This window comes from Echinicola strongylocentroti (assembly GCF_003260975.1).
GTDB classification, from domain to species: domain Bacteria; phylum Bacteroidota; class Bacteroidia; order Cytophagales; family Cyclobacteriaceae; genus Echinicola; species Echinicola strongylocentroti.
The window spans coordinates 2032209-2056621 of sequence record NZ_CP030041.1; the positions used below are offsets into that span (position 1 = coordinate 2032209).

The 24413-nt window shown below is 43.1% G+C and carries 23 protein-coding genes and 4 tRNA genes; all 27 read right to left on the minus strand.

The window, feature by feature from the left end:
• Positions 1 to 3: 3 nt before the first annotated feature.
• The 27 genes from rplP to DN752_RS07910 all read right to left on the minus strand — a co-directional run bounded on the left by rplP (position 4) and on the right by DN752_RS07910 (position 24407).
• On the minus strand, positions 4 to 423 hold the full coding sequence (gene rplP / locus DN752_RS07780) for a 50S ribosomal protein L16 (RefSeq protein WP_112783424.1): 420 nt from the start codon (positions 421 to 423) through the stop codon (positions 4 to 6).
• 24 nt (positions 424 to 447) lie between these two features.
• Positions 448 to 1176, minus strand: coding sequence for a 30S ribosomal protein S3 (gene rpsC / locus DN752_RS07785; RefSeq protein WP_112783425.1), 729 nt, complete (start codon positions 1174 to 1176; stop codon positions 448 to 450).
• Between the two features lie 9 nt (positions 1177 to 1185).
• Positions 1186 to 1575, minus strand: coding sequence for a 50S ribosomal protein L22 (rplV, locus tag DN752_RS07790; RefSeq protein WP_112783426.1), 390 nt, complete (start codon positions 1573 to 1575; stop codon positions 1186 to 1188).
• 2 nt (positions 1576 to 1577) lie between these two features.
• On the minus strand, positions 1578 to 1856 hold the full coding sequence (gene rpsS / locus DN752_RS07795; protein WP_015264113.1) for a 30S ribosomal protein S19: 279 nt from the start codon (positions 1854 to 1856) through the stop codon (positions 1578 to 1580).
• Between the two features lie 2 nt (positions 1857 to 1858).
• Entirely contained in the window at positions 1859 to 2683 is an 825-nt protein-coding gene (rplB, locus tag DN752_RS07800; RefSeq protein WP_112783427.1) for a 50S ribosomal protein L2, read from the minus strand.
• 13 nt (positions 2684 to 2696) lie between these two features.
• The gene (rplW, locus tag DN752_RS07805) at positions 2697 to 2984 is read right to left on the minus strand and encodes a 50S ribosomal protein L23 (protein WP_112783428.1); all 288 of its coding nucleotides are present in this window, start codon (positions 2982 to 2984) and stop codon (positions 2697 to 2699) included.
• A 4-nt stretch (positions 2985 to 2988) separates the two neighbouring features.
• Positions 2989 to 3618: a 50S ribosomal protein L4 gene (gene rplD / locus DN752_RS07810; RefSeq protein WP_112783429.1), complete on the minus strand. Its 630-nt coding sequence runs from the start codon at positions 3616 to 3618 to the stop codon at positions 2989 to 2991.
• A gap of 4 nt (positions 3619 to 3622) precedes the next feature.
• A complete protein-coding gene (rplC, locus tag DN752_RS07815) occupies positions 3623 to 4255 on the minus strand; it encodes a 50S ribosomal protein L3 (RefSeq protein WP_112783430.1) in 633 nt (210 codons plus the stop codon).
• A gap of 251 nt (positions 4256 to 4506) precedes the next feature.
• Complete coding sequence (gene rpsJ / locus DN752_RS07820) at positions 4507 to 4812, minus strand: 30S ribosomal protein S10 (RefSeq protein WP_015264118.1); 306 nt, start codon at positions 4810 to 4812, stop codon at positions 4507 to 4509.
• 12 nt (positions 4813 to 4824) lie between these two features.
• Complete coding sequence (gene fusA / locus DN752_RS07825) at positions 4825 to 6945, minus strand: elongation factor G (RefSeq protein WP_112783431.1); 2121 nt, start codon at positions 6943 to 6945, stop codon at positions 4825 to 4827.
• Between the two features lie 5 nt (positions 6946 to 6950).
• Entirely contained in the window at positions 6951 to 7418 is a 468-nt protein-coding gene (gene rpsG, locus DN752_RS07830; RefSeq protein ID WP_112783432.1) for a 30S ribosomal protein S7, read from the minus strand.
• Positions 7419 to 7440: 22 nt separating this feature from the next.
• A complete protein-coding gene (gene rpsL / locus DN752_RS07835; protein ID WP_015264121.1) occupies positions 7441 to 7821 on the minus strand; it encodes a 30S ribosomal protein S12 in 381 nt (126 codons plus the stop codon).
• Positions 7822 to 7920: 99 nt separating this feature from the next.
• On the minus strand, positions 7921 to 8250 hold the full coding sequence (locus DN752_RS07840) for a DUF3467 domain-containing protein (RefSeq protein ID WP_112783433.1): 330 nt from the start codon (positions 8248 to 8250) through the stop codon (positions 7921 to 7923).
• A 192-nt stretch (positions 8251 to 8442) separates the two neighbouring features.
• Positions 8443 to 12759, minus strand: coding sequence for a DNA-directed RNA polymerase subunit beta' (gene rpoC / locus DN752_RS07845; RefSeq protein ID WP_112783434.1), 4317 nt, complete (start codon positions 12757 to 12759; stop codon positions 8443 to 8445).
• 50 nt (positions 12760 to 12809) lie between these two features.
• Complete coding sequence (gene rpoB, locus DN752_RS07850) at positions 12810 to 16685, minus strand: DNA-directed RNA polymerase subunit beta (protein WP_112783435.1); 3876 nt, start codon at positions 16683 to 16685, stop codon at positions 12810 to 12812.
• A 154-nt stretch (positions 16686 to 16839) separates the two neighbouring features.
• Positions 16840 to 17217, minus strand: coding sequence for a 50S ribosomal protein L7/L12 (rplL, locus tag DN752_RS07855; protein WP_112783436.1), 378 nt, complete (start codon positions 17215 to 17217; stop codon positions 16840 to 16842).
• Positions 17218 to 17270: 53 nt separating this feature from the next.
• Positions 17271 to 17807, minus strand: a complete 537-nt coding sequence (rplJ, locus tag DN752_RS07860; protein ID WP_112783437.1) for a 50S ribosomal protein L10 — start codon at positions 17805 to 17807, stop codon at positions 17271 to 17273.
• Between the two features lie 2 nt (positions 17808 to 17809).
• The gene (rplA, locus tag DN752_RS07865; RefSeq protein WP_112783438.1) at positions 17810 to 18508 is read right to left on the minus strand and encodes a 50S ribosomal protein L1; all 699 of its coding nucleotides are present in this window, start codon (positions 18506 to 18508) and stop codon (positions 17810 to 17812) included.
• Between the two features lie 10 nt (positions 18509 to 18518).
• Complete coding sequence (gene rplK / locus DN752_RS07870) at positions 18519 to 18962, minus strand: 50S ribosomal protein L11 (RefSeq protein ID WP_112783439.1); 444 nt, start codon at positions 18960 to 18962, stop codon at positions 18519 to 18521.
• Positions 18963 to 18965: 3 nt separating this feature from the next.
• On the minus strand, positions 18966 to 19523 hold the full coding sequence (nusG, locus tag DN752_RS07875) for a transcription termination/antitermination protein NusG (RefSeq protein ID WP_015264129.1): 558 nt from the start codon (positions 19521 to 19523) through the stop codon (positions 18966 to 18968).
• A gap of 19 nt (positions 19524 to 19542) precedes the next feature.
• On the minus strand, positions 19543 to 19731 hold the full coding sequence (gene secE / locus DN752_RS07880; RefSeq protein WP_112783440.1) for a preprotein translocase subunit SecE: 189 nt from the start codon (positions 19729 to 19731) through the stop codon (positions 19543 to 19545).
• Between the two features lie 18 nt (positions 19732 to 19749).
• Positions 19750 to 19820: transfer RNA gene (locus tag DN752_RS07885), tRNA-Trp, on the minus strand.
• A 117-nt stretch (positions 19821 to 19937) separates the two neighbouring features.
• Positions 19938 to 21125 carry an elongation factor Tu gene (gene tuf / locus DN752_RS07890; protein ID WP_112783441.1) on the minus strand — a complete coding sequence of 396 codons (1188 nt, stop codon included), beginning with the start codon at positions 21123 to 21125 and terminating at the stop codon, positions 19938 to 19940.
• Between the two features lie 60 nt (positions 21126 to 21185).
• Positions 21186 to 21257: transfer RNA gene (locus tag DN752_RS07895), tRNA-Thr, on the minus strand.
• Positions 21258 to 21296: 39 nt separating this feature from the next.
• Positions 21297 to 21369, minus strand: a tRNA-Gly gene (locus DN752_RS07900).
• A 215-nt stretch (positions 21370 to 21584) separates the two neighbouring features.
• Positions 21585 to 21667 (minus strand) — tRNA-Tyr (locus tag DN752_RS07905).
• A 166-nt stretch (positions 21668 to 21833) separates the two neighbouring features.
• Complete coding sequence (locus tag DN752_RS07910; RefSeq protein WP_112783442.1) at positions 21834 to 24407, minus strand: M1 family metallopeptidase; 2574 nt, start codon at positions 24405 to 24407, stop codon at positions 21834 to 21836.
• Positions 24408 to 24413: the final 6 nt, after the last annotated feature.

Consider the following 24413-nt stretch of genomic DNA (forward strand, 5'->3'; position numbering starts at 1 on the left):
TTATTATCCTACGTAATCTCTACGCACTACAAATTTTGTACTCACTGGAAGCTTTTGTTGGGCTAGACGAAGGGCCTCTTGGGCCAACTCTCGGCTTACACCTGTTGCTTCAAAAAGAATGGTTCCCGGTTTGATTACTGCTACCCAGTACTCAGGGGCTCCTTTACCCTTACCCATACGTACCTCAGCAGGCTTTTTGGTGATAGGCTTGTCAGGAAAAATCCTGATCCATACTTGCCCTTCCCTTTTCATTGCTCTTGTCATCGCAATACGGGCTGCCTCGATCTGTCGAGAGGTAATCCATCCTGCTTCCAGGGACTTGATACCAAAGTTACCGAACGCAAGAGTATGACCTCTTTGTGCGATACCTTTGATGCGTCCCTTTTGCATCTTTCTATATTTAGTTCTTCTTGGCTGTAACATGATTTCTCACTTATTGGGTGAAAATTAGTTATTTCTCTTTCTTCTCTTAGGACCGCCTTCTCTTCTTCTTCGTCCTGCTCCTCCAGATTTTTCATTGGCTATTCCGGCATTTGGAGAAAGATCTCTCTTGCCATAAACTTCACCTTTGAAAATCCATACTTTGATACCGATGATACCATAGACAGTCTGTGCTTCAGAGAGTGCATAATCGATGTCCGCTCTCAATGTATGCAAAGGAATTCTACCTTCTTTGTACATTTCTGATCTGGCCATCTCAGCGCCTCCTAGACGTCCTGAAAGTTTGATCTTGATACCTTCAGCTCCTACTCTCATTGTAGCGGCGATGGATTGCTTCATCGCTCTTCTAAATGAAATCCTGGCCTGAAGTTGTTGAGCGATAGACTCACCTACCAATTTGGCGTCCAATTCTGGTCGTTTGATTTCAAAGATATTGATCTGAACATCCTTGTTGGTAAGTTTCTTAAGCTCTTCCTTTAATTTATCTACTTCCGCACCACCTTTACCGATGACTACGCCTGGACGGGCAGTGTGGATAGTAAGGGTTATTCTCTTAAGCGTCCTTTCGATAATTACTTTTGCTATGCCCCCTTTAGGAATCCTGGCATATACATATTTCCTGATCTTTTGATCTTCGTACAGTTTATCGGCAAAATCCCTGCCGCCATACCAGTTGGAATCCCAGCCCTTAACGATACCTAGTCTAAGACCAATAGGGTTAACTTTTTGTCCCATATTCTAATCTTAATTAGCGTTTTCTTTTGTTTCTAATTCATCAGCGGTAACTTCAGAGTTGAACGCATCTACTACCAAAGTCACATGATTTGATCTTTTACGAATTCTGTGGGCCCTACCTTGGGGAGCAGGTCTAAGTCTTTTCAACATTCGACCACCATCCACTTGAATAGTCTTTATATACAAGTCAGCTTCTTCAAGTTTCTCGTCTGGATTTTTTGCCTGCCAGTTTGCAATGGCAGATAGCAACAGTTTCTCCAGCTTTGCAGCACCGTGATTCGGTGTGTATTTCAATATACTCAAGGCGTTACCTACCCTTTGTCCCCTCACAAGGTCGGCGACAAGACGCATCTTACGAGGCGATGTAGGTACATTATTTAGTCTTGCTATTGCTTCCATGATTATCTTCTTCCTTTATCTTTTTTGGCAATGTGACCTCTAAAGTTTCTTGTAGGAGCAAATTCACCAAGCTTGTGACCTACCATATTGTCTGTTACAAATACTGGAATGAATTTATTCCCATTATGCACAGCAAAGGTATGGCCTACAAAATCCGGAGAGATCATTGATCTCCTTGACCAAGTCTTGATGACAGACTTCTTGCCGGATTCGTTCATTGCATCTACTTTTTTGGCCAAGTGATGAGCTATATAAGGCCCTTTTTTTAATGAACGTGCCATAATTATTTAGATCTTTTACTAATGATAAACTTGTTTGAATACTTTTTAGGCGATCTGGTTTTCTTACCTTTAGCCAGCAAACCAGTCCTAGATCTTGGGTGTCCTCCTGAAGAACGGCCTTCACCACCACCCATTGGGTGATCCACAGGGTTCATCGCTACACCTCGTACTCTTGGACGCTTGCCTAACCATCGGTTACGACCAGCCTTGCCCAATACCACGTTCATATGATCGGCATTTGACACTGTTCCTATTGTAGCTGTACATACACTAAGTACTAATCGCATTTCTCCGGAGGGGAGTTTGATGGCTACATACTTGCCTTCTCTTGCGACCAATTGTGCATAGCTACCCGCACTTCTTGCCATGGCACCACCTTTTCCTGGCTTAAGCTCCACGTTGTGGATGATGGTACCCAAAGGAATCTTGTTCATTGGAAGGTTATTACCCACCTCTGGAGCTGCATTCTCTCCGGAAACAACCGTTTGTCCTACTTGCAAACCTTCCGGTGCTATGATATAAGTCTTGGCGCCATCTACGTAATACAACAACGCCAAACGAGCTGTTCTGTTCGGATCGTATTCGATCGCCTTAACAGTAGCAGGCACTCCATCTTTATTACGCTTAAAATCTACAATTCTAAGTCTTCTCTTATGACCTCCACCAATGTAGCGAGCGGTCATTTTTCCTGAGTTATTTCTACCGCCTGATTTCTTCAACGGAGCCAACAACGACTTCTCTGGCTTGGACTTGGTGATTTCACCAAAAGTCGGCGCCAATCTATATCGGGTACCGGGAGTTACAGGCTTTAATTTTTTAACTGCCATGATTCTGATTCAATTAAATTTCTCCGTAAAAGTCAATTACTTCTCCATCGGCTACTTGTACAATAGCTTTCTTAAAAGCATTGGTATAACCGGATACTACTTTGCTCTTTGTGTAGCGTGTTTTCAACTTAGCGGCATAGCGCATCGTTCTTACTGACACCACTTTTACACCGAACATTTTCTCTACGGCCGCTTTGATTTCTGGCTTCTTAGCGGTTTTCTCCACTACAAATCCATAAACGCCTCTCTCGTTCATCGCCGAAATCTTTTCCGTAATCAAGGGCTTCTTTAGTATATCCATTGTCTTACTTCGATAAAAGGGTTTCCAACTTACTTACTGAACCTTCACAAAGTACCAACGTATCAGCATGAAGCACATCATAAGTATTGATGTCCGCTACCGTTTTTACTTGTGCTTTTGGAAGGTTTCTACTTGACAAATACACATTGTTATTAGCTTCTGGAAGCACTAGCAACGTCTTTTTATCCGCCAAAGAAAGACCAGACAATAGCGCCACGTAGTTCTTGGTCTTGATGCTGTCAAAGCTAACATCTTCCAAAACCGTCAAGCTGTTGTCCTTTACTTTGTAAGTAAGGGCAGATTTTCTTGCCAATTGTTTAACTTTCTTGTTCAATTTGAAAGAATAGTTTCTTGGTCTAGGACCAAATACTCTACCCCCTCCTCGGAACAATGGAGATTTAATAGAACCAGCTCTGGCACCACCCGTACCTTTTTGTTTCTTTATCTTCTTTGTTGAGCCGACTATCTCAGCCCTCTCTTTGCTCTTATGAGTACCCTGTCTTTGGTTGGCCAAAAACTGCTTTACATCCAGGTAGATCGCATGATCATTAGGCTCGATTGCGAAAATCTCGTCAGAAAGACTTATCTTTCTACCTGTCTCTTCACCGTTATGTTTTAATACTGCTAATTCCATTTGATTACTTCTCTAAAATAACGTAAGAATTTTTTGGACCAGGGACAGAGCCACTTACCAAGATCAAGTTCTTTTCAGCATAAACCTTCAATACTTTCAGGTTCAATACTTTTACACGGCTTCCGCCCATTCTACCTGCCATTCTTAGCCCCTTGAATACTCGAGATGGCCAAGAACATGCACCAATAGAACCTGGGTGTCTTTGACGGTTATGCTGACCGTGAGTCGCCCCACCTACTCCAGCAAATCCGTGACGTTTTACAACACCTTGGAAACCTTTACCTTTAGAAGTTCCGATAGCATCTACAAAGTCTCCTTCTTCGAAAACTTCTCCTGCTTTTACGGATTTTCCAAGATCCACTTGACCTTCAAATTCAATTCTGAAGTCTCTGAATTCTACAACTTTCTGCTTAGGTGTGGTACCGGCCTTTTTGAAATGGCCCAACAATGGCTTAGGAGTATTTTTCTCCTTACGCTCACCGTACCCCAACTGAACAGCGCTGTACCCGTCTGTTTCTACATTTTTTACTTGCGTCACTACGCAAGGACCAGCTTCTATTAGCGTGCATGCGACACTTCGTCCATCGGCACTGAAAATGCTAGTCATTCCTACTTTTTTACCTATTATTCCAGACATCTTCTGTTATATAATATAATTATGCACAAGTATTTACACACTTGTGCCTTTTTAAGGACTGCAAAGTTAGTAATTTAAATACAGCTTACAAATTACAACTCATATATTTTCAAACATTTACAAAAATTATCTTCCTCAAAACACCACAAGGGAGCGCTTCTTTCAAAAGATTATATGAGCATTCGCTAAAAAAGAAAAGACCCATCCGCGAATGGCGGACAGGTCCTTTTGCTATATTCTATTGGTAAAGGTCAAACTTTGATCTCTACATCTACTCCACTTGGAAGCTCGATCTTCATCAAGGCATCTACTGTTTTAGAACTGTTGGAATAGATATCCACCAATCTTTTGTAGGTACACAATTGATATTGATCTCTTGCCTTTTTGTTTACGTGTGGTGACTTTAGTACCGTAAACTTCTCCTTTTTAGTAGGCAAAGGAATCGGTCCAACCACCACTGCTCCGGTAGTTTTTACAGCTTTTACGATTTTCTCTGATGACTTGTCCACCAAAGTATGATCGTAAGACTTAAGTTTTATTCTTATTTTCTGATTCATGTTCAATTAAATTTAGGCCTTAGCTCCTTTTACTTCAGCGATTACACCTTCGGCGATATTATTAGGAACTGGTTCATAGTGAGAGAATGTCAAGGTAGCTGTCGCTCTACCAGAAGAAATTGTTCTAAGGTCAGTGATGTAACCAAACAATTCAGACAATGGCACAGCAGCTTTAACTACAGATGAAGTACCTTTGGTATCCATCCCTTTCATCAAGCCTCTTCTTCTGTTCAAGTCACCAGTGATAGGCCCCGTATATTCGTCAGGCGTAACCACATCAACAGACATAACAGGCTCTAACAACTGAGGTTTACATTTCTTAGCAGCCTCTTTGAAGCCTAACCTAGCAGCCAATTCAAAAGATAGTGCATCGGAATCGACATCGTGGAAGGAACCGTGGAACAATCTCACCTTCATGGCTTCAATTGGGTATCCTGCCAATGGACCGTTCTTCATTGCTTCTTGGAAACCTTTCTGGATAGATGGAATAAATTCCTTTGGAATCACACCACCCACAATACCATTAACGAATTCCAATCCTGGCTTCACCTCTCCAGTTTCTGGATCTTCTTCTTTCGGACTAAGCTCGAATACGATATCGGCAAACTTACCTTTACCACCAGTTTGTTTCTTATAAACTTCCTTGTGCTCTACAGAGCCAAACAAAGCTTCCTTATAAGCCACTTGAGGAGCTCCTTGGGTGATTTCCACCTTAAATTCTCTCTTCAAGCGATCAATGATGATGTCAAGGTGAAGCTCTCCCATACCTCTAAGGATCGTCTGGCCAGTTTCATGGTCAGTATTTACCTGAAGTGTAGGATCTTCTTCTACCAATTTAGTGATAGCCATGGACAATTTATCCACATCTGCCTTCGTCTTAGGCTCAATCGCATAACCAATTACTGGCTCTGGGAAGATCATGGACTCCAGTACGACTTTACGACTTTCGGAACACAACGTATCACCCGTCTTAATGTCCTTAAAACCAACTACCGCACCGATATCACCTGCTTCAAGACGTTCGATTTGGTTTTGTTTGTTGGCGTGCATCTGGAATACACGAGAGATACGCTCCTTGTTGCCAGAGCGGCTATTGAAGACATAAGAACCTGAATCAAGCACACCTGAATAAGCCCTTACAAAACACAGACGGCCCACAAAAGGATCCGTAGCGATTTTAAAAGCAAGACCAGCAAACGGCTCTTTCACATCAGGAGCAAGAGAAACTTCTTTCTCCTCATCATTCAGGTCACGGGCGATGACATTATCCTTGTCCAATGGAGAAGGAAGCAATTCCATCACCAAGTCAAGCATGGTCTGTACTCCTTTATTTTTGAATGAAGACCCACATACCATTGGTACGATCTTCATGTCTATCACAGCTTTTCTAAGAGCTGTAAGGATTTCATCTTCAGTTATGGAGCTGGAATCTTCGAAGAATTTTTCCATCAAAGACTCATCATAATCGGCCACAGCTTCGAGCAAGTGCTCTCTCCATTCTGCAGTCTCCTCTACTAGATCTTCGGGAATCGGCACCTCTTCAAATGTCATCCCGAAATCATCTTCATTCCATACAATTGCACGGTTGTTGATCAAGTCAACTACTCCGCGGAATCTATCTTCAGCTCCGATAGGTATCTGCAAAGGAACAGCATAGCTGCCTAGCATGTCCTTTACTTGTTTACATACGTCAAGGAAGTTGGCTCCCGCACGGTCCATCTTGTTGACAAAACCAATACGAGGCACATTATAGTTATCAGCTAGTCTCCAGTTAGTCTCAGACTGTGGCTCCACGCCATCTACCGCACTAAACAAGAACACAAGCCCATCCAACACACGCAGGGAGCGGTTCACCTCTACGGTAAAGTCCACGTGACCTGGAGTATCAATAATGTTGATTTGGTAATTATTATCTCTGTAAGGCCAGAAAACCGTCGTAGCAGCTGAGGTAATGGTGATACCTCTTTCTTGCTCCTGAGCCATCCAGTCCATCGTTGCAGCACCATCGTGTACCTCTCCGATTTTATGGGATACGCCTGAATAGAATAGAATCCGCTCTGTTGTTGTTGTTTTACCAGCATCAATATGAGCGGCAATACCGATGTTTCTTGTAAATTTTAAGTTTCTTGCCATCCTAATTAAAATCTAAAGTGAGAGAATGCTTTATTGGCTTCTGCCATTCTGTGTGTATCATCTTTTTTCTTCACAGCCGCACCTTCTCCTTTGGATGCAGCGATAATTTCGCCAGCAAGTCGGTCCATCATCGTCTTTTCGCCTCTTCTTCTGGCAAAAGTTATCATCCACTTAATACCAAGTGATGTCTTTCTTTCAGGTCTTACTTCCATTGGTACCTGGAATGTAGCTCCCCCAACCCTACGACTCTTCACCTCTACAGCTGGAGTTATATTGTTAAGCGCTTTTTTCCAAACCTCAAGACCATTCTCACCCAACTTCTCTTCTACTTTTTCTACTGCATCATAGAAGATTCTGTAAGCAATACTCTTCTTCCCGTCTACCATAAGGCAGTTCACAAACTTGGTCACCAAAGTATCATTGAACTTCGGATCAGGAAGAATATATCTCTTTTTCGGTTTCGCTTTTCTCATTGTTCAGTTTGTTTTCTAATGTTTATTTTTTGTCCTTAGGACGCTTGGCACCGTACTTGGAGCGACCTTGCTTACGGTCTTTCACCCCTGCTGTATCCAGTGCACCTCGGATGATGTGATAACGCACACCTGGAAGGTCTTTCACACGACCACCTCTGATCAATACGATAGAGTGCTCTTGCAAATTATGTCCTTCTCCTGGAATGTAAGCGTTCACTTCTTTTCCATTTGTCAATCTAACCCTGGCCACTTTTCTCATCGCCGAGTTAGGTTTCTTAGGCGTTGTGGTGTATACCCTTGTACACACTCCCCTCCTTTGAGGACATGCATCCAGTGCTCTAGACTTGGACTTTGTCACCAAAGTGGTTCTACCTTTTCTAACTAACTGTTGTATAGTAGGCATTAACTGATAAAATTTATTTTACTCCTTTAACATATGAAATTTGGATTGCAAAGGTAACGAAAACGGTAAAACAAACAAAATTAAAGAGTTATATTTTGGTTAAGCCTCACCAAGCGTCCCGCCGAAGTTCATCGGAAATTCCGGAACGTCGTTACCGGCCTCTATCTTGCCAAATGCACTTTCGTACTTTTCGATATTATCCTTAAGTGCTGTCAGCAACCGCTTCGCGTGGTCAGGGGTCATGATTATCCGTGATTTCACGCGTGCCTTTGGTACTCCTGGCATCAAACGGATAAAATCCAATACAAATTCAGAATTGGAGTGAGCGATCATAGCCAAGTTGGCATAAATCCCCTCTGCTACTTCATCGGACAGCTCCACATTGATCTGTTGGTTTTTCCCTTTTTCTTCGTCTTTGTGATCTTCCATTACTTTTTCGGTATTGGTTATTTGTTACTGTTTATTGGGTCAATCGAACAGTGGCTCGCCCGCTGTCCACTACGGTGCAATGGTGGTTGGTCTTTACAGTAATATATCCAGTTATTCACGTCACCGCTCACGAGACTTAACCAAAAAAGGCCTGCAATGAATACAGGCCTTTTGCACGTTATTTATTTGATATTACTTTACTGCCTCTTTAGACTTACGGGATTCTCTCTCCTTGTCACTAGAAGAAGAAAGCCTCTCGTATTCCTCTTTGGATCCCACGATGATGTGCTGGAAGTCTCGTTGTCCCGTACCTGCTGGGATAAGATGCCCAACAATTACGTTTTCTTTCAAGCCCAACAACTCATCTCGCTTACCTCGGATGGCTGCTTCACTCAAGACTTTGGTAGTCTCCTGGAAGGAAGCCGCAGAGATAAAGCTCTCTGTACCCAAAGATGCCGCGGTGATACCTTGAAGTGTTGGTTTGGATACGGCAGTTTCCGCATCTCTCACCTGAACAAGCTTAAGGTCCTTACGCTTCAAGCTGGAGTTTTCGTCACGAAGTCTTCTAGAAGTGATGATCATTCCTGCTTTTAGGGTCGCTGAATCACCTGGATCCATTACGACCTTCTTGTCTAGGATATTGTCGTTTTCTTCTCTGAAAGCCCATTTATCTACCACTTGTCCTTGTAGGAAGCCTGTATCACCGGCATCCAAGATCTCTACTTTCTGCATCATCTGGCTTACGATCACTTCGATATGCTTATCGTTGATCTTCACCCCTTGCAGACGGTATACTTCTTGGATCTCATTCACTAGGTATTCCTGAACAGCCGTAGGGCCTTTGATGGAGAGAATATCATTTGGAGTGATGGCTCCATCAGAAAGTGGCTCGCCAGCTCTGATAAAGTCATTTTCCTGTACCAAGATGTGCTTGGACAATGATACCATATAACGCTTCTTCACTCCGTCTTTTGACTCGATGAAGATTTCTCTGTTACCTCTTTTGATGCCGCCATAAGTTACGACACCGTCTATTTCAGAAACCACCGCAGGATTGGACGGGTTACGCGCTTCGAACAGCTCTGTTACCCGTGGTAGACCACCAGTAATATCACGGGTCTTACCTACAGAACGAGGAATCTTCACCAATATTTGTCCAGATTTCACTTTATCACCCTCTTCTACTGCCAAGTGCGCTCCTACAGGAATGTTATAGCTCTTGGTTTCGTCACCGTAGTTCACGACTACCGCTGGGTTTTTGGTTTTATCTTTGGTATCGATGATTACTTTTTCTTTGTATCCCGTCTGATCATCGGCAACCTCCTTAAAGGTCACCCCTTCAATAATGGACTCAAAAGAAACCTCACCGTCAAATTCGGAAAGTATCACGGCATTATAGGGATCCCAAGTACAAAGGGAATCTCCTTTGCTGATCTTCTGACCATCTTTTACGTTCAGAATCGCACCATAAGGAACGTGGTTTGAAGCCAGCGTCTTACCTGATTTGGCGTCATTGATCTTGATCTCTCCTGATCGGCCCATCACCACTGCTACTGGATCACCATCTTTGTTAGTAGTATTGATAAACCTGAATTCTTCTTCAAATTCTACAACACCATCAAATTTGGCATTGATACTCGCTTCAACGGAAATGTTAGATGCAGTACCCCCTACGTGGAAGGTTCTCAAGGTAAGCTGTGTACCTGGCTCACCAATAGATTGGGCAGCGATAACACCAACTGATTCTCCATTTTGGACCGCATTGCCACTTGTCAGGTTACGACCATAGCACTTGGTACATACACCTCTTCTGGATTCACAGGTCAAAACAGACCTGATCTCCACTTCTTCCACTGCTGATTCATCTACTTTCTTGGCCAGCTCATCGGTGATTTCTTCTCCAGATTGAATGATTACTTCCTCTGTAAGTGGATCCACTACATCATGTACTGAAACCCTACCCACAATTCGTTCAGAAAGTGGCTCTACGATTTCGTCATTGTCTTTCAGTGCTTGTACTACAAGCCCCCTCAACGTACCACAATCCTCTTCTGACACGATCACATCCTGCGCTACATCCACCAATCTTCTGGTCAAATACCCGGCATCGGCAGTTTTCAAGGCCGTATCGGCAAGACCTTTACGGGCACCGTGTGTAGAGATAAAGTACTCCAATACATCCAGTCCTTCCTTAAAGTTGGACAGAATCGGGTTTTCGATAATCTCTCCAACAGAACCTTGGAGGTTTTTCTGCGGCTTCGCCATCAATCCCCTCATTCCGCCTAGCTGACGAATCTGCTCTCTCGAACCCCTCGCACCGGAGTGCATCATCATATAAATGGCGTTAAAGCCTTGCTTATCCTCCTCCATCTGCTTCATTAGGATATTTGTCAGATTGGAGTTGGTTCTGGTCCAGATATCAATTACCTGGTTGTACCGCTCGTTATCAGTAATCAGTCCCATCAAGTAATTGTTCCATACTTGATCTACCTCTTCTTTTGCTTTGGTGATCAATGGATCCTTATCACTTGGGATAATCACATCATTCAGCCCCATGGACAATCCTCCCGAATAGGCCATCTGGAAACCAAGATGCTTAATATCATCCAAGAACTGAGCACTTCGTGCGATACCACATATTTTTACTACCTCGGCAATAATTTGCTGAAGTTTCTTTTTGGTCAATAATTCGTTGACAAACCCAACTTGTTCAGGAACAAATTGATTAAAGATCAACCTACCGGCTACGGTTTCTACTACCTTGTCTACCAATTCACCATTGGCTTCCCTTACTTTTACCTTACACTTGATATGTGCGTGTTGGGAGATGACCTTTTCGTTAAGGGCAATGATAACATCCTCTTCACCGTAGAAAGTCATTCCTTCACCAGCTACAGGCTCTTCCTCTGTAGTCCTTTTCCCCTTGGTTACGTAATATAGCCCCAATACCATATCCTGAGAAGGTACAGTAATAGGCGCACCATTAGCAGGGTTAAGGATATTGTGGGAAGAAAGCATCAAGGTCGATGCCTCCAAAATGGCCTCATGACCAAGCGGCACGTGAACAGCCATCTGGTCACCGTCAAAGTCGGCGTTAAAGGCCGTACACACCAATGGATGCAGCTGGATCGCTTTTCCTTCGATCAATTTCGGCTGGAAAGCTTGAATACCCAGCCTGTGAAGCGTAGGAGCTCGGTTAAGCAATACGGGGTGTCCTTTCAATACATTTTCAAGGATATCCCATACCACCGGATCTTTACGGTCTACAATCTTTTTGGCGGATTTCACTGTCTTCACAATGCCTCTTTCGATCAGCTTTCTGATAATAAAAGGCTTGAAGAGTTCTGCGGCCATGTTCTTAGGCAAACCGCACTCGTGAAGCTTCAGTTCTGGACCTACCACAATAACAGATCGTCCGGAATAATCCACACGCTTACCAAGTAAGTTTTGACGGAAACGCCCTTGCTTACCTTTCAGCATGTCAGACAGCGATTTCAGTGCTCTATTTCCATCCGACCTTACGGCATTCACCTTTCTGGAATTATCAAACAGGGAATCAACCGCTTCCTGAAGCATACGCTTCTCGTTACGAAGGATTACTTCTGGAGCTTTGATATCAATAAGTCGCTTTAGACGATTGTTACGGATGATCACCCTTCTGTATAGATCATTAAGGTCAGATGTGGCAAATCTACCACCATCCAAAGGTACTAATGGACGAAGCTCTGGTGGAATCACCGGCACCATTCTCACTACCATCCATTCTGGACGGTTTTCGATCCTAGTTCTGGCATCCCTAAATGCTTCTACCACCTTCAATCGCTTCAACGCCTCAGCTTTTCGCTGTTGGGAAGTATCAGTAGCTGCTTGGTGACGAAGGCTGTAAGAAAGGTCATCCAGATCCAATCTTGACAATAGCATCTCAATGGCCTCAGCCCCCATTTTTGCGATGAACTTATTCGGATCATCGTCATCGAGCATTTGGTTTTCCTTTGGAAGCTTGTCCATGATATCCAAATACTCATCCTCTGTCAAGAAATCAAGATATTGCAGACCATCTTCGGCCTTGATACCCGGATTGATAACAGCGTATCGTTCGTAGTATACAATTTGATCCAGTTTCTTGGTAGGAAGACCTAGCAAGTAACCTATTTTGTTAGGAAGGGATTTAAAATACCAAATATGTGCCACAGGAACGACCAATTCGATGTGTCCCATTCTTTCGCGGCGCACTTTCTTTTCGGTAACCTCAACCCCACATCTATCACAAATGATACCTTTATATCTTATGCGCTTGTATTTTCCACAATGACATTCCCAGTCTTTGACAGGTCCAAAAATCCGCTCACAGAAAAGACCGCCCATTTCAGGCTTGTACGTCCTGTAATTGATGGTTTCTGGCTGGGTCACCTCGCCATGAGAGCTATCCAGGATGGATTCCGGAGAAGCCAAACTAATAGTGACTCTGGAAAAGTCGTTGTTTAGTTTTTTATTTTTTCTGAACGCCATAATTTGTTTTGTGCTTATGTGAAGGGCCTCACGGCCCAATAAGATCTAATTTAGTCGAGTGTGATTTCTAGTGCCAAACCTCTTAGTTCATGAACCAATACATTGAATGATTCAGGAATATTCGGTTTTGGAAGGTTTTCACCTTTTACTATTGACTCGTAGGCCTTGGCTCTACCAATCACATCATCAGACTTCACAGTAAGTATTTCTTGAAGCACATGGGAAGCACCAAAGGCCTCCAGTGCCCAAACCTCCATCTCTCCAAAACGCTGACCACCAAACTGGGCCTTACCACCAAGTGGCTGCTGCGTAATAAGAGAGTATGGACCAATAGATCTTGCGTGCATCTTATCATCCACCAAGTGACCCAGCTTCAGCATATAGGCAATTCCTACTGTCACTGGCTGATCAAACTGCTTACCGGTAAGCCCATCAAACAGGTATGTCCTGCCAAACGATGGTAAGCCCGCCTTATCAAGTTCTGCTGCTACCTCTTCGGTAGTCGCTCCGTCAAATATTGGTGTTGCGTATTTCTTGTTCATCTTCTCTCCTGCCCATGCCAATACAGTCTCAAATATCTGACCGATGTTCATACGGGAAGGCACCCCTAACGGGTTAAGAACGATGTCCATTGGGGTTCCATCTTCCAGGAATGGCATATCTTCATCACGAACGATCTTGGCAATGATACCTTTGTTTCCGTGACGACCTGCCATCTTATCACCCACTTTAAGTTTACGCTTTTTGGCTACGTACACTTTTGCAAGTTTTACAATACCCGCTGGCAATTCGTCCCCTACTTCCAGGGTAAAGCGGTCTCGCTTAAACCTACCTGAAATTTCATTTCTCGTATTGGTATAATTCTTAACCAATTGTTGGATCAAACTGTTCGTATGCTCATCATTCGTCCAGTCATCCAAAATAATATCGGAGATCAAATTGGCTTCCTCAGGAACATTGTAGTTACTTTCATCCCTGTAAGGGTTCTTGGCAGGGAAGAGATTGTTCTCAATGTTTTGGTGGTTAAATTTCACACCTTTGCTGATTATTTCATCTCCAAACTTATGTTTCACACCTTGAGAAGTCATCCCGTCCAAGATGCTCACTAGTTTATTGATCATCTTAGCCCTTACTCCAAGCAGCTCTTTAGTATATGACTGCTTCAACTTTTCTACTTCAGCCTTGGCTTTGGCACGAAGCTCCTTGTCTTTCTTGGGGCGTGAGAACAGCTTTGTCTCTATAACCACACCGTTTAGGGAAGGAGATGCTTTTAGTGAGGCATCTTTTACATCACCTGCTTTGTCACCGAAGATCGCTCTAAGAAGCTTCTCTTCAGGTGTGGGATCAGTCTCCCCTTTTGGCGTGATCTTTCCGATAATGATATCTCCTTCTTTCAGCTCAGCACCGATACGGATAATTCCATTTTCATCGAGGTTTTTCACTGCCTCTTCGGATACATTAGGGATTTCAGAAGTCAATTCCTCTTCACCACGTTTGGTATCCCTTACTTCAAGTTGGAACTCCTCTACGTGTATGGAAGTAAAGATATCTTCTCTTACCACCCGCTCGGAAATTACAATCGCATCCTCAAAGTTATAACCTTGCCACGGCATGTAAGCCACTTTTAGGTTTTTACCCAAGGCCAGCTCGCCTTGATTAGTAGAATATCCCTCTACCAATACTTGCCCCTTGGTCACACGCTGTCCATTCAACACCAATGGTGTCAAGTTGATCGTGGTGTCCTGGTTGGTCCTTCTGAATTTGATCAAGTCATAAGACTTGTACTCGTCACTGAAGTTGACCAACAGTTCATCATCGCTAAGGTCATACTTAATGACTATTTTCTTCGCATCCACAAAATCTACCACACCATCTGCTTCAGCGATAATCAATGAACGCGAATCCACAGCTGCCTTCGCTTCCAGACCGGTACCTACGATAGGCGACTCGGCTTTGAGAAGCGGTACGGCCTGACGCTGCATGTTGGATCCCATCAGGGCACGGTTAGCATCATCATGCTCCAAGAAAGGAATCAGGGAAGCTGCCACAGATACAATCTGGTTAGGCGCCACATCCATATAACTGATTTCCTTAGGCTCAAGAACAGGGAAATCACCTTCATAACGCGCTTTAACACGGTCATTTACGAAAGTTCCGTCGTCCTCTAGCGGTGCATTGGCCTGTGCAATGTTATTATTGTCCTCTTCTTCTGCTGTCAAGAATACGATATCATCGCTTTCCATACCAGCTTTGCCTTCTCTCACTTTTCTATATGGCGTCTCCAAGAAGCCCATGGAGTTCACTTTGGCATGCACACACAAAGAAGATATCAAACCAATATTAGGTCCTTCTGGAGTTTCAATGGTACATAAACGACCATAGTGTGTATAGTGAACATCCCGTACTTCAAATCCAGCTCTTTCACGAGAAAGACCTCCTGGTCCCAAAGCGGACAACCTACGCTTGTGCGTAAGTTCTGCAAGTGGGTTAGTCTGGTCCATAAACTGAGAAAGCTGATTGGTACCAAAGAACGAATTGATTACCGACGACAGCGTCCTGGCATTAATCAGGTCTACCGGCTTAAAGTCCTCGTTATCTCTTACGTTCATTCGTTCCCGGATAGTCCGTGCCATTCTGGCAAGACCTACTCCGAACTGGCTATATAATTGCTCACCCACGGTCCGTACTCGCCTATTGCTCAAGTGGTCAATATCATCCACTACTGCCTTGGAGTTGATCAGTCCGATCAGGTATTTTACAATGTTAATAATGTCTTCGGTCGTAAGAACTATTTTCTCGGCCTCTATATCGAGTCCTAGCTTTTTATTGATTCTGTAACGACCTACTTCACCAAGATCATATCGCTTGTCAGAGAAAAACAATCCATGGATTACTTCTCTGGCCGTGGACTCATCTGGTGCTTCAGTATTTCTTAACTGACGATAGATTACCTCTACTGCCTCTTTTTCAGAGTTGGAATTATCCTTCTGAAGCGTATTATAGATAATAGAATAATCAGCGATATTCACATCATCCCTATGTAAGATGACACTCTTCGCTCCTGAATCTAGGATCAACTCAATATCTTCCTCACTAAGGACAGAATCACGCTCTAACAGCACTTCGTTTCTATCGATAGAAACTACCTCACCAGTATCCTCATCTACAAAATCTTCTACCCAAGTACGGAGGACACGAGCTGCAAGCTTTCTGCCTACGATCTTTTTAAGATTGGTCTTATTGGCTTCTACTTCTTCAGAAAGCCCAAACAAATCGAGGATAGCTTTATCAGAACCATAACCAATAGCTCTCAAAAGCGTGGTTACTGGGAATTTTTTCTTTCTGTCAATGTATGCATACATGACATTGTTGATATCCGTCGCAAATTCAATCCAAGACCCTTTAAAAGGGATAATCCTGGCAGAATAAAGCTTGGTACCGTTGGTGTGCTTACTCTGGGCAAAGAACACCCCTGGAGACCTGTGTAGCTGGGATACGATTACCCTTTCGGCACCGTTTATGACAAACGAGCCTTTTTCGGTCATGTAGGGAAGGTTCCCTAAGAATACTTCCTGCTCGATTGTTTCAAAATCTTCATTGTCCTCATCAGAGCACAGTAAGCGAAGTTTTGCCTTCAATGGAACAGAGTAAGTCAATCCTCTGTCGATACATTCACCCACACTATATTTAGGCGGATCTACGGTATAATCAATAAATTCAAGTGTAAAGTTCTCTCTGGAATCACTTATGGGGAAATTTTCAGAGAACACCTTGAAAAGCCCATCCTGTCTCCTCTTTTCTGCGGGAGTATCCAATTGGAAAAAATCCTTGAATGATTGTAACTGGATATCGAGGAAATCCGGATAGTCTTTGACCACCTTAATAGATGAGAAACTTTTCCTTTCGGTTTGATTCTGGATAGCCAAGGCAGTATATGTTTATAGTGATAATAAATAACTGAATGCGGCAATTTCCGCTTAGAATAGTGCAATTTTAAAACTGTGCACAAACAGGAAAAGACCTGACTTAAAAGTCAGGTCTAATCAATAACCTACATCTTATTAGATGAGGTTATTCAAATTATTTAAGCTCTACTTCAGCACCAGCTTCCTCAAGTTGTTTCTTAAGTGCTTCTGCTTCGTCTTTTGCAATACCTTCTTTGATAGCCTTAGGAGCACTGTCTACTACTTCTTTAGCTTCCTTAAGACCAAGGCCGGTCAATTCCTTAACCAATTTCACTACTGCAAGTTTTTGACCACCAGCAGCTTTAAGAACTACATCGAAAGAAGATTTTTCTTCTTCACCAGCACCTTCACCAGCACCACCAGCTACCATTACTGGAGCAGCTGCAGCAGCAGGTTCGATACCATACTCTTCTTTCAATATTTCGGCTAATTCACTAACCTCTTTAACAGTCAAGTTAACTAACTGCTCAGCGAATGCTTTAAGATCTGCCATTGTATTATTATTTAAAATTAACTGATTTTTTTACTTAATTGATTTGAATGATATTATGCTTCTTTTTCAGAAAGAGTCTTAACAAGCCCTGCCAATGTATCCTGTCCACTCTGTAGTGCAGAGATAACGTTTTTGGCTGGAGATTGAAGCAATCCGATAACTTCTCCCAATAGTTCCTCTTTGGATTTCAAAGCGGCCAGCATATCGAGATTGTTTTCTCCAATCACCAAATCGCTGTCTATGGAAGCGGCTTTAAAGCCCGGTCTAGCTTCTTTTGTACCTGATTTCTTTCTGTAGTCTTTGATGACTTTTGCAGGTAAATTTGCCGTTTCTGCAGCAAAGATAATTCCCGAAAAGCCTTTAAGAACACTATCTAATTCTGAGAAGTCTGCGTCAAGATTATCCAGAGCTTGTTTGATAAACGTGTTTTTATAAACACGGTACTCAACTCCATTTTCATAACACATCCTTCTGAAAGTATTTACCTGAGCAACGGTGAAACCTGATGCATCTGTGATATAGAAATGCGGAGTTTCTTTGAATTTCTCGGTAAGACTTTCGATTATTGCTTTCTTTTCCTCTCTAGTCATAATTAAATACCTTGAATACTCCCCTTATCAATTGCAATACCAGGAGACATTGTGCTAGATAAATGTATACTCTTGAAGTACGTCCCTTTAGAAGATGCAGGCTTCAATTTAGAAATTGTGTTGATGAGTTCTTGGGCGTTCTCTTGGATCTTATCTGGATCAAAAGAAACTTTACCTACACTTGCGTGTACAATACCGAACTTATCTACTTTAAAGTCTATTTTACCACCTTTTACTTCTTTCACCGCTTTCCCTACATCTAGGGTAACAGTTCCTGACTTAGGGTTAGGCATCAGGCCTCTTGGGCCCAGTACTCTACCTAATCTACCTACTTTTGCCATTACGTTGGGCATGGTGATGATCACATCGATATCAGTCCATCCACCTTCGATTTTGGCAATATAGTCATCCAAGCCGACGTAGTCAGCTCCAGCTTCTTTCGCTTCTTCTTCCTTGTCCGGAGTACAAAGTACCAATACTTTTACGTCTTTTCCGGTTCCATGGGGCAAAGCAACCACTCCTCTTACCATTTGGTCCGCTTTTCTGGGATCTACACCCAATCGGATGTCTACATCCACAGAAGCGTCAAATTTCACAGCAGTGATTTCCTTGACGATTGAAGAAGCCTCAGTAAGGGAGTACTGCTGGCTTGGGTCGTACTTAGAAAGAGCTTCTTTTTGCTTTTTTGTTAACTTAGCCATTGTTTTATGTTTATTCCTCCCAAGGAGCTTTTCCTGAAACTGTGATTCCCATACTTCTTGCCGTACCTGCAACCATTTTCATTGCAGATTCTACTTTAAAGGCATTCAAGTCAGGCATTTTCACCTCAGCAATTTCTTTTACCTGATCCCAGGTCACTGAGCCTACTTTCTTCCTGTTTGGTTCCGGAGAACCTCCTTTTAGTTTCGCTGCCTCTAACAACAAATTCGCTGCCGGAGGAGTTTTGATTACGAAATCAAAGGACTTGTCAGAATAAATCGTAACAAGGACAGGTAGAAGTTGACCCATTTTTTCCTGAGTTCTAGCATTGAACTGCTTACAGAACTCCATGATGTTCAAACCCTTGGCACCAAGGGCAGGACCAACAGGAGGAGATGGATTTGCCTGGCCACCCTTCACCTGTAATTTCAGATAACCAGTAATTTCCTTAGCCATTTCCTAGTCTTGTTTTTCTACTTGCATAAAGTTTAACTCAACAGGGGTGTTTCGGCCGAATATCTTAACCATAACATTAAGCTTTTTCTTATCCTCAAACACCTCTTCTATCGTACCCGAGAAACCACTAAAGGGACCATCCATTACTTTTATGGTCTCTCCGACTATATATGGCGTATCCAGTTTCTCAGCAAACTCGTCAATCCCTTCAACCCTACCTAAGATACGGTTGATTTCTGATTGTCGTAATGGTTCAGGAGTCTTGGAAGCTCCTCCTGCGTTTGCACCTAGAAAACCGATAACACCCGGGATGCTTGTAATCACGTGATTGGCTTCACCATGGGACAAATCCGCATTAACCAAAACATAGCCAGGAAAGAAGTTTCTCTCTCTGACTCGCTTTTTGCCATTGCGCATTTCATATACTTTTTCAGAAGGTATCAATACTTCGGGAATATAATCCTCTAGTTTTTGACGGGTAATTTCATTGTCCAAATAAGATTTGGCCTTTTTCTCTTGCCCTGCTACCACTCTGAGTACATACCATTTATGTTCTGCCATCAGTAATTGTTGATTCTATTTAGAATAAATCATAAAACCATTTCATGATGTTCTCAAAGCCCAAATTAATCAAGCCAATTACTATGGCAAAGATCAACGAGGCAACAAGAACCAGCACAGCATTGCTTTGCAATGAAGAATACTTCGGCCATGTAACCTTATTCTTCATTTCGTCTATTGACTCTACAACAAAGTTTTTTACGTTCATGTTCTATGATTTTAATTGCACGGGCAGAGAGATTCGAACTCCCATCAACGGTTTTGGAGACCGCTATTCTGCCATTGAACTATGCCCGTTTTTCCCTTTTACACATCCAAAAGGAATGCAAAAGTAGGTATTAATATATAAAGAAACAAATGCGATCCTGAAAAACATCAGAACCGCATTTATTTTTATATCTTGATCAATTATGATTAGTCAAGAATTTCAGTTACCTGTCCGGCACCTACTGTTCTACCACCCTCACGGATCGCAAAACGTAGACCTTTTTCCAAGGCAACTTTGTTGATCAACTGTACTTCCATGGTGATGTTATCACCTGGCATTACCATCTCAACGTTTTCTGGAAGCTTAACTTCTCCAGTTACATCTGTCGTTCTCAAGTAGAACTGTGGACGGTATTTGTTAAAGAATGGAGTGTGACGTCCACCTTCTTCTTTAGACAGTACGTAAACCTCAGCCTTGAACAGGGAGTGAGGAGTTACAGAACCTGGCTTACAGATGATCATACCTCTCTTGATCTGAGCTTTCTCAATACCTCTAAGAAGTAGACCTACGTTGTCACCAGCTTCACCTCTGTCCAAAATCTTACGGAACATCTCCACACCAGTTACGGTAGACTTAAGGCCTTCAGCTCCCATACCGATGATATCAACGGCTTCACCAGAGTTTACCACGCCTCTTTCTATTCTACCAGTAGCTACTGTACCACGACCAGTGATCGAGAATACGTCCTCTACAGGCATCAAGAAGTCTTTGTCAATAAGACGCTCAGGAAGTGGAATGTAGTTATCTACAGCTTCCATCAATTCCATCACTTTTTCTTCCCACTTGTCTTCGCCATTAAGGGCGCCAAGTGCTGATCCTTGGATAACTGGGATATCGTCTCCATCGAAGTCGTAGAAAGAAAGCAATTCTCTTACTTCCATGTCTACAAGCTCAAGAAGCTCTTCGTCATCTACCAAATCCACTTTGTTCAAGAAAACCACAAGAGCTGGTACACCTACCTGACGGGCAAGAAGGATGTGCTCTCTTGTTTGAGGCATTGGTCCGTCAGTGGCAGCAACTACTAGAATAGCACCGTCCATCTGCGCAGCACCAGTTACCATGTTTTTCACGTAGTCAGCGTGACCAGGACAGTCAACGTGTGCATAGTGTCTTGATTCTGTTTGATACTCTACGTGTGAAGTGTTGATAGTGATACCTCTCTCTTTCTCTTCTGGAGCGTTATCGATAGAAGAGAAATCTCTTAATTCAGAAAGACCTTTTCTAGCCAATACAGTTGTAATGGCAGCAGTCAAGGTAGTCTTACCGTGATCGACGTGACCAATAGTACCGATATTTACGTGCGGTTTGGAACGGTCAAAGGTTGCTTTTGCCATGCGTGAAAATCCTCTGTTTAGTTAATGATATGAATTAGTTAAATTATGCTAATGTCATTGAGCCAACGACGGGATTTGAACCCGTGACCTCGTCCTTACCAAGGAAGCGCTCTACCCCTGAGCTACGTCGGCTGATAACATCGATTATCTATGCCTTATAAATAAGCATAGAGCGGGAGACGAGGCTCGAACCCGCGACCTGCAGCTTGGAAGGCTGCCGCTCTACCAACTGAGCTACTCCCGCTTATTACTCTATCAAGTTTTTCTATACTGACCCTAACCTTAAATCACGGTAGTCATTACCACCATGACCTTACAGCTGGGTATTTTATTTACATACCAAAATCTTGCAAAAGAATATCAACTCTTGACAATAGTTTCAATCGTCGTCTTACTTTTTGAAGAACTTTTGCTGTATGATTCCCACAAATTTAGAAAATTTAATGGAAATATAAAGTGTGGGGGAAACAGGATTCGAACCTGTGAAGACATAAGTCAACGGATTTACAGTCCGTCCCAGTTGGCCGCTTTGGTATTCCCCCAAATCAGTATTTCAATTCGTTAAGCCCTTTTTTGAACACGTTTGTTCTTTTTTGTTTGTCTTAACGGATGGCAAAATTATACCCTTTTCTGAAACATTCAAAATATTGAACAAAAATTCCTGAAGTTTTTTTCAACCTTTTTATTAAGCTTTTCGAAATCAGGGAATTAATTTTCATCCTCATAAGGCGACAAAAAATACATTTCTTGGTTTTTGATATCTTCGTTGGTCTCCCGTCCGTAGATCGCTTTGACTTTTTCCAGTACATTTTCTTCGTCTATAAAACCAAAGAGTGACTGAAATGCAGCAAACCTCACATATGATGCGCTATGGTGCATCCCTGTATGGTACAATTTCTCAATAGCTCTTTCGCTGCCCTCCTCTGGCATTTTTGTGAAATAATCCCCATAATAACCTATCAGGTAATATAGGTCTTGACCAAATGTATTTTCATACACCTGATGCATCCAAGGTCCTTTCCCTGGTATTCCCTGCGCTGTAAAAAAATCGATCAGGGGAATAATCATTCGAATACTTTGCTCCTCTTGAAATGTTCTTGCTACTGCCTCCCTTTCTATTCCTTCAGCTTCCATTTGCAAGTATGCGTCCAGTGCCGCTCCGGATACGTAATACGATGAATCCTCCATCCAAAGAAGGTACTGATCTATATAATCGCCCTCATCAATCGCTGCCAGCGCAGTAATGGCGCTCGCCCTGACACTATTGTTCTTATCCTCATTTGCCAACTCCAACAATACATCCTCCATCCCAAATGATGAAATGCTGTCCCCAAAGCTATTCAAGGCAACTTCTCGAATCGGCCAAAAACTATCCTCTAGACCGGCTCTTACCAACTTCTCTACATCAAAAGACGCCAGGTTACGGTTGCGTAAGCTATCCAAAGCCTCATACCTCGCCACACCAAACTTAGAATCGGTAAATTGTGCCTTCAGCTGATCATCACTTCTGACCGTATGCTTTTCAGCGAGCAGCACTTTTCGTTCATCAAAATAGGCCTGTGTGATCGGGATAGTATTGCTCAGTTCAAATTGACCGTGCTTTTCCCTAAGGACAAATTCCCTGGTAAACCGCTCTCCTCCTGCATACCAGCTCACCTCAAAAGGCAAAACATACAAAGGGGTGTTTTCCAAGTCCTGCTGCTGTGATACTTTCAAAACCACATTTTCTGGATCGCTGTAATCAAAATCAATCTCCAAGACAGGGTGGCCGGATGCCAAAAACCATTGGTTAAAAAACCAATTCAGGTCTTTGCCGCAGACTTCCTCCAGTGCCAGCCTGAGATCGTGCACCTCCACAGCGCGATAAGCATGCTTGGTCAGGTAATTGTTCAGCCCTGCAAAGAACGCATCATCTCCCAAATAATCCCGTAACATATGCAACACCCTCCCCCCTTTGGCGTAAGAGTGGCTGTCAAACATATCCTCGTTATGTTCATATTCAAAGCGGATCAGGTCCACTTGTTTTTCATCCGCTTCCCATAGGTAGGTTTCCAGCTCTCCTATATGCTGAAGATCAGCTGCGTCCCTTCCTTCTTTGTGCTCGTACCACAAGTACTCCCCATAATTGGCAAAGGCTTCATTTAGTGGTAAATTTGACCAAGACTCGGTCGTTACATAATCGCCAAACCAATGGTGAAAAAGCTCATGGGCAATAATCCCATCATATTCCGAGTCAATTGCTTCCCGAGCGTTCATATTGAGCTCCTCCATAAAAATAGAGACGGTGGTGTTTTCCATGGCTCCTGACACAAAGTCCCTCACCACCACTTGATCGTACTTTTGCCATGGGTAATCGACTCCCAAAAGTCCCGAATAAAAACCCATCATTTCGGCCGTTTTTCCAAACACCCTTTTGGCTCCTTCAGCAAATGGCTTCTCGACGTAAAAGCCAAGAGGGATACCCTTCCATTTATCCTCTACTCTTACAAATTCCCCTACGGCAAAAGCCACCAAATAGGGAGCTGAGGGCTGTCGCATCACCCAGTGATCGGTACGAAAACCGTTTCGGAGCTGCTCTTGTGCCACCAGTTCCCCATTACTTACCGTGACAAACCTATCTTCCACAGTGAGCTTCAGGTCATGGGTAGCACGCTCATTTGGCGCATCAATGGTCGGAAACCACTTGGAATTATGGTCTGTTTCTCCCTGCGTCCATAGTTGGACCGGCTTGGTTTCTTCTCCGATGGGATGGATAAAATATAGCCCTTGTGTATCGGTGATCGCTTCACTACCATTTCCGCCATTCCTTGTCGGGTGGGCGGTATAGCGGATGTGAATAGTGAGGGTATCCTCAGCTGTATAGGTATGGGGAAGTAGAATTTCCAACTGCTGGGAATCATAACTAAAATCCAGTTCTTGGTGAGAATCGCCTAAACTGACCCTATGCAGATCAAAATCCTGCGCATCCAACGTCAGCTTGGACTGGGGATAAAAATAAGGCCTCAGCACCAACCCCGCCTCCCCATGCACCAACTCCCTCTCCCGGTCAAAACTTAAATCCAGCGAAGTATGGAGTAAATCAAACGTCCTATCAGGTGTGGCCCTATAGTTTTTTATGGCGGCTTCCTTCCCAGCCACCAAGTGCCGCACATCACCTGAATCCTTCTTTTCGATCACTGGTAACGGCTGCTCATTGGCAGAGGGAACGGTGGATCTACCAACACTGCAGGCACCCAACAGCACTATTCCCAATAAAAAAGGAAAAGAGAATCTAATATTCATAAAGGC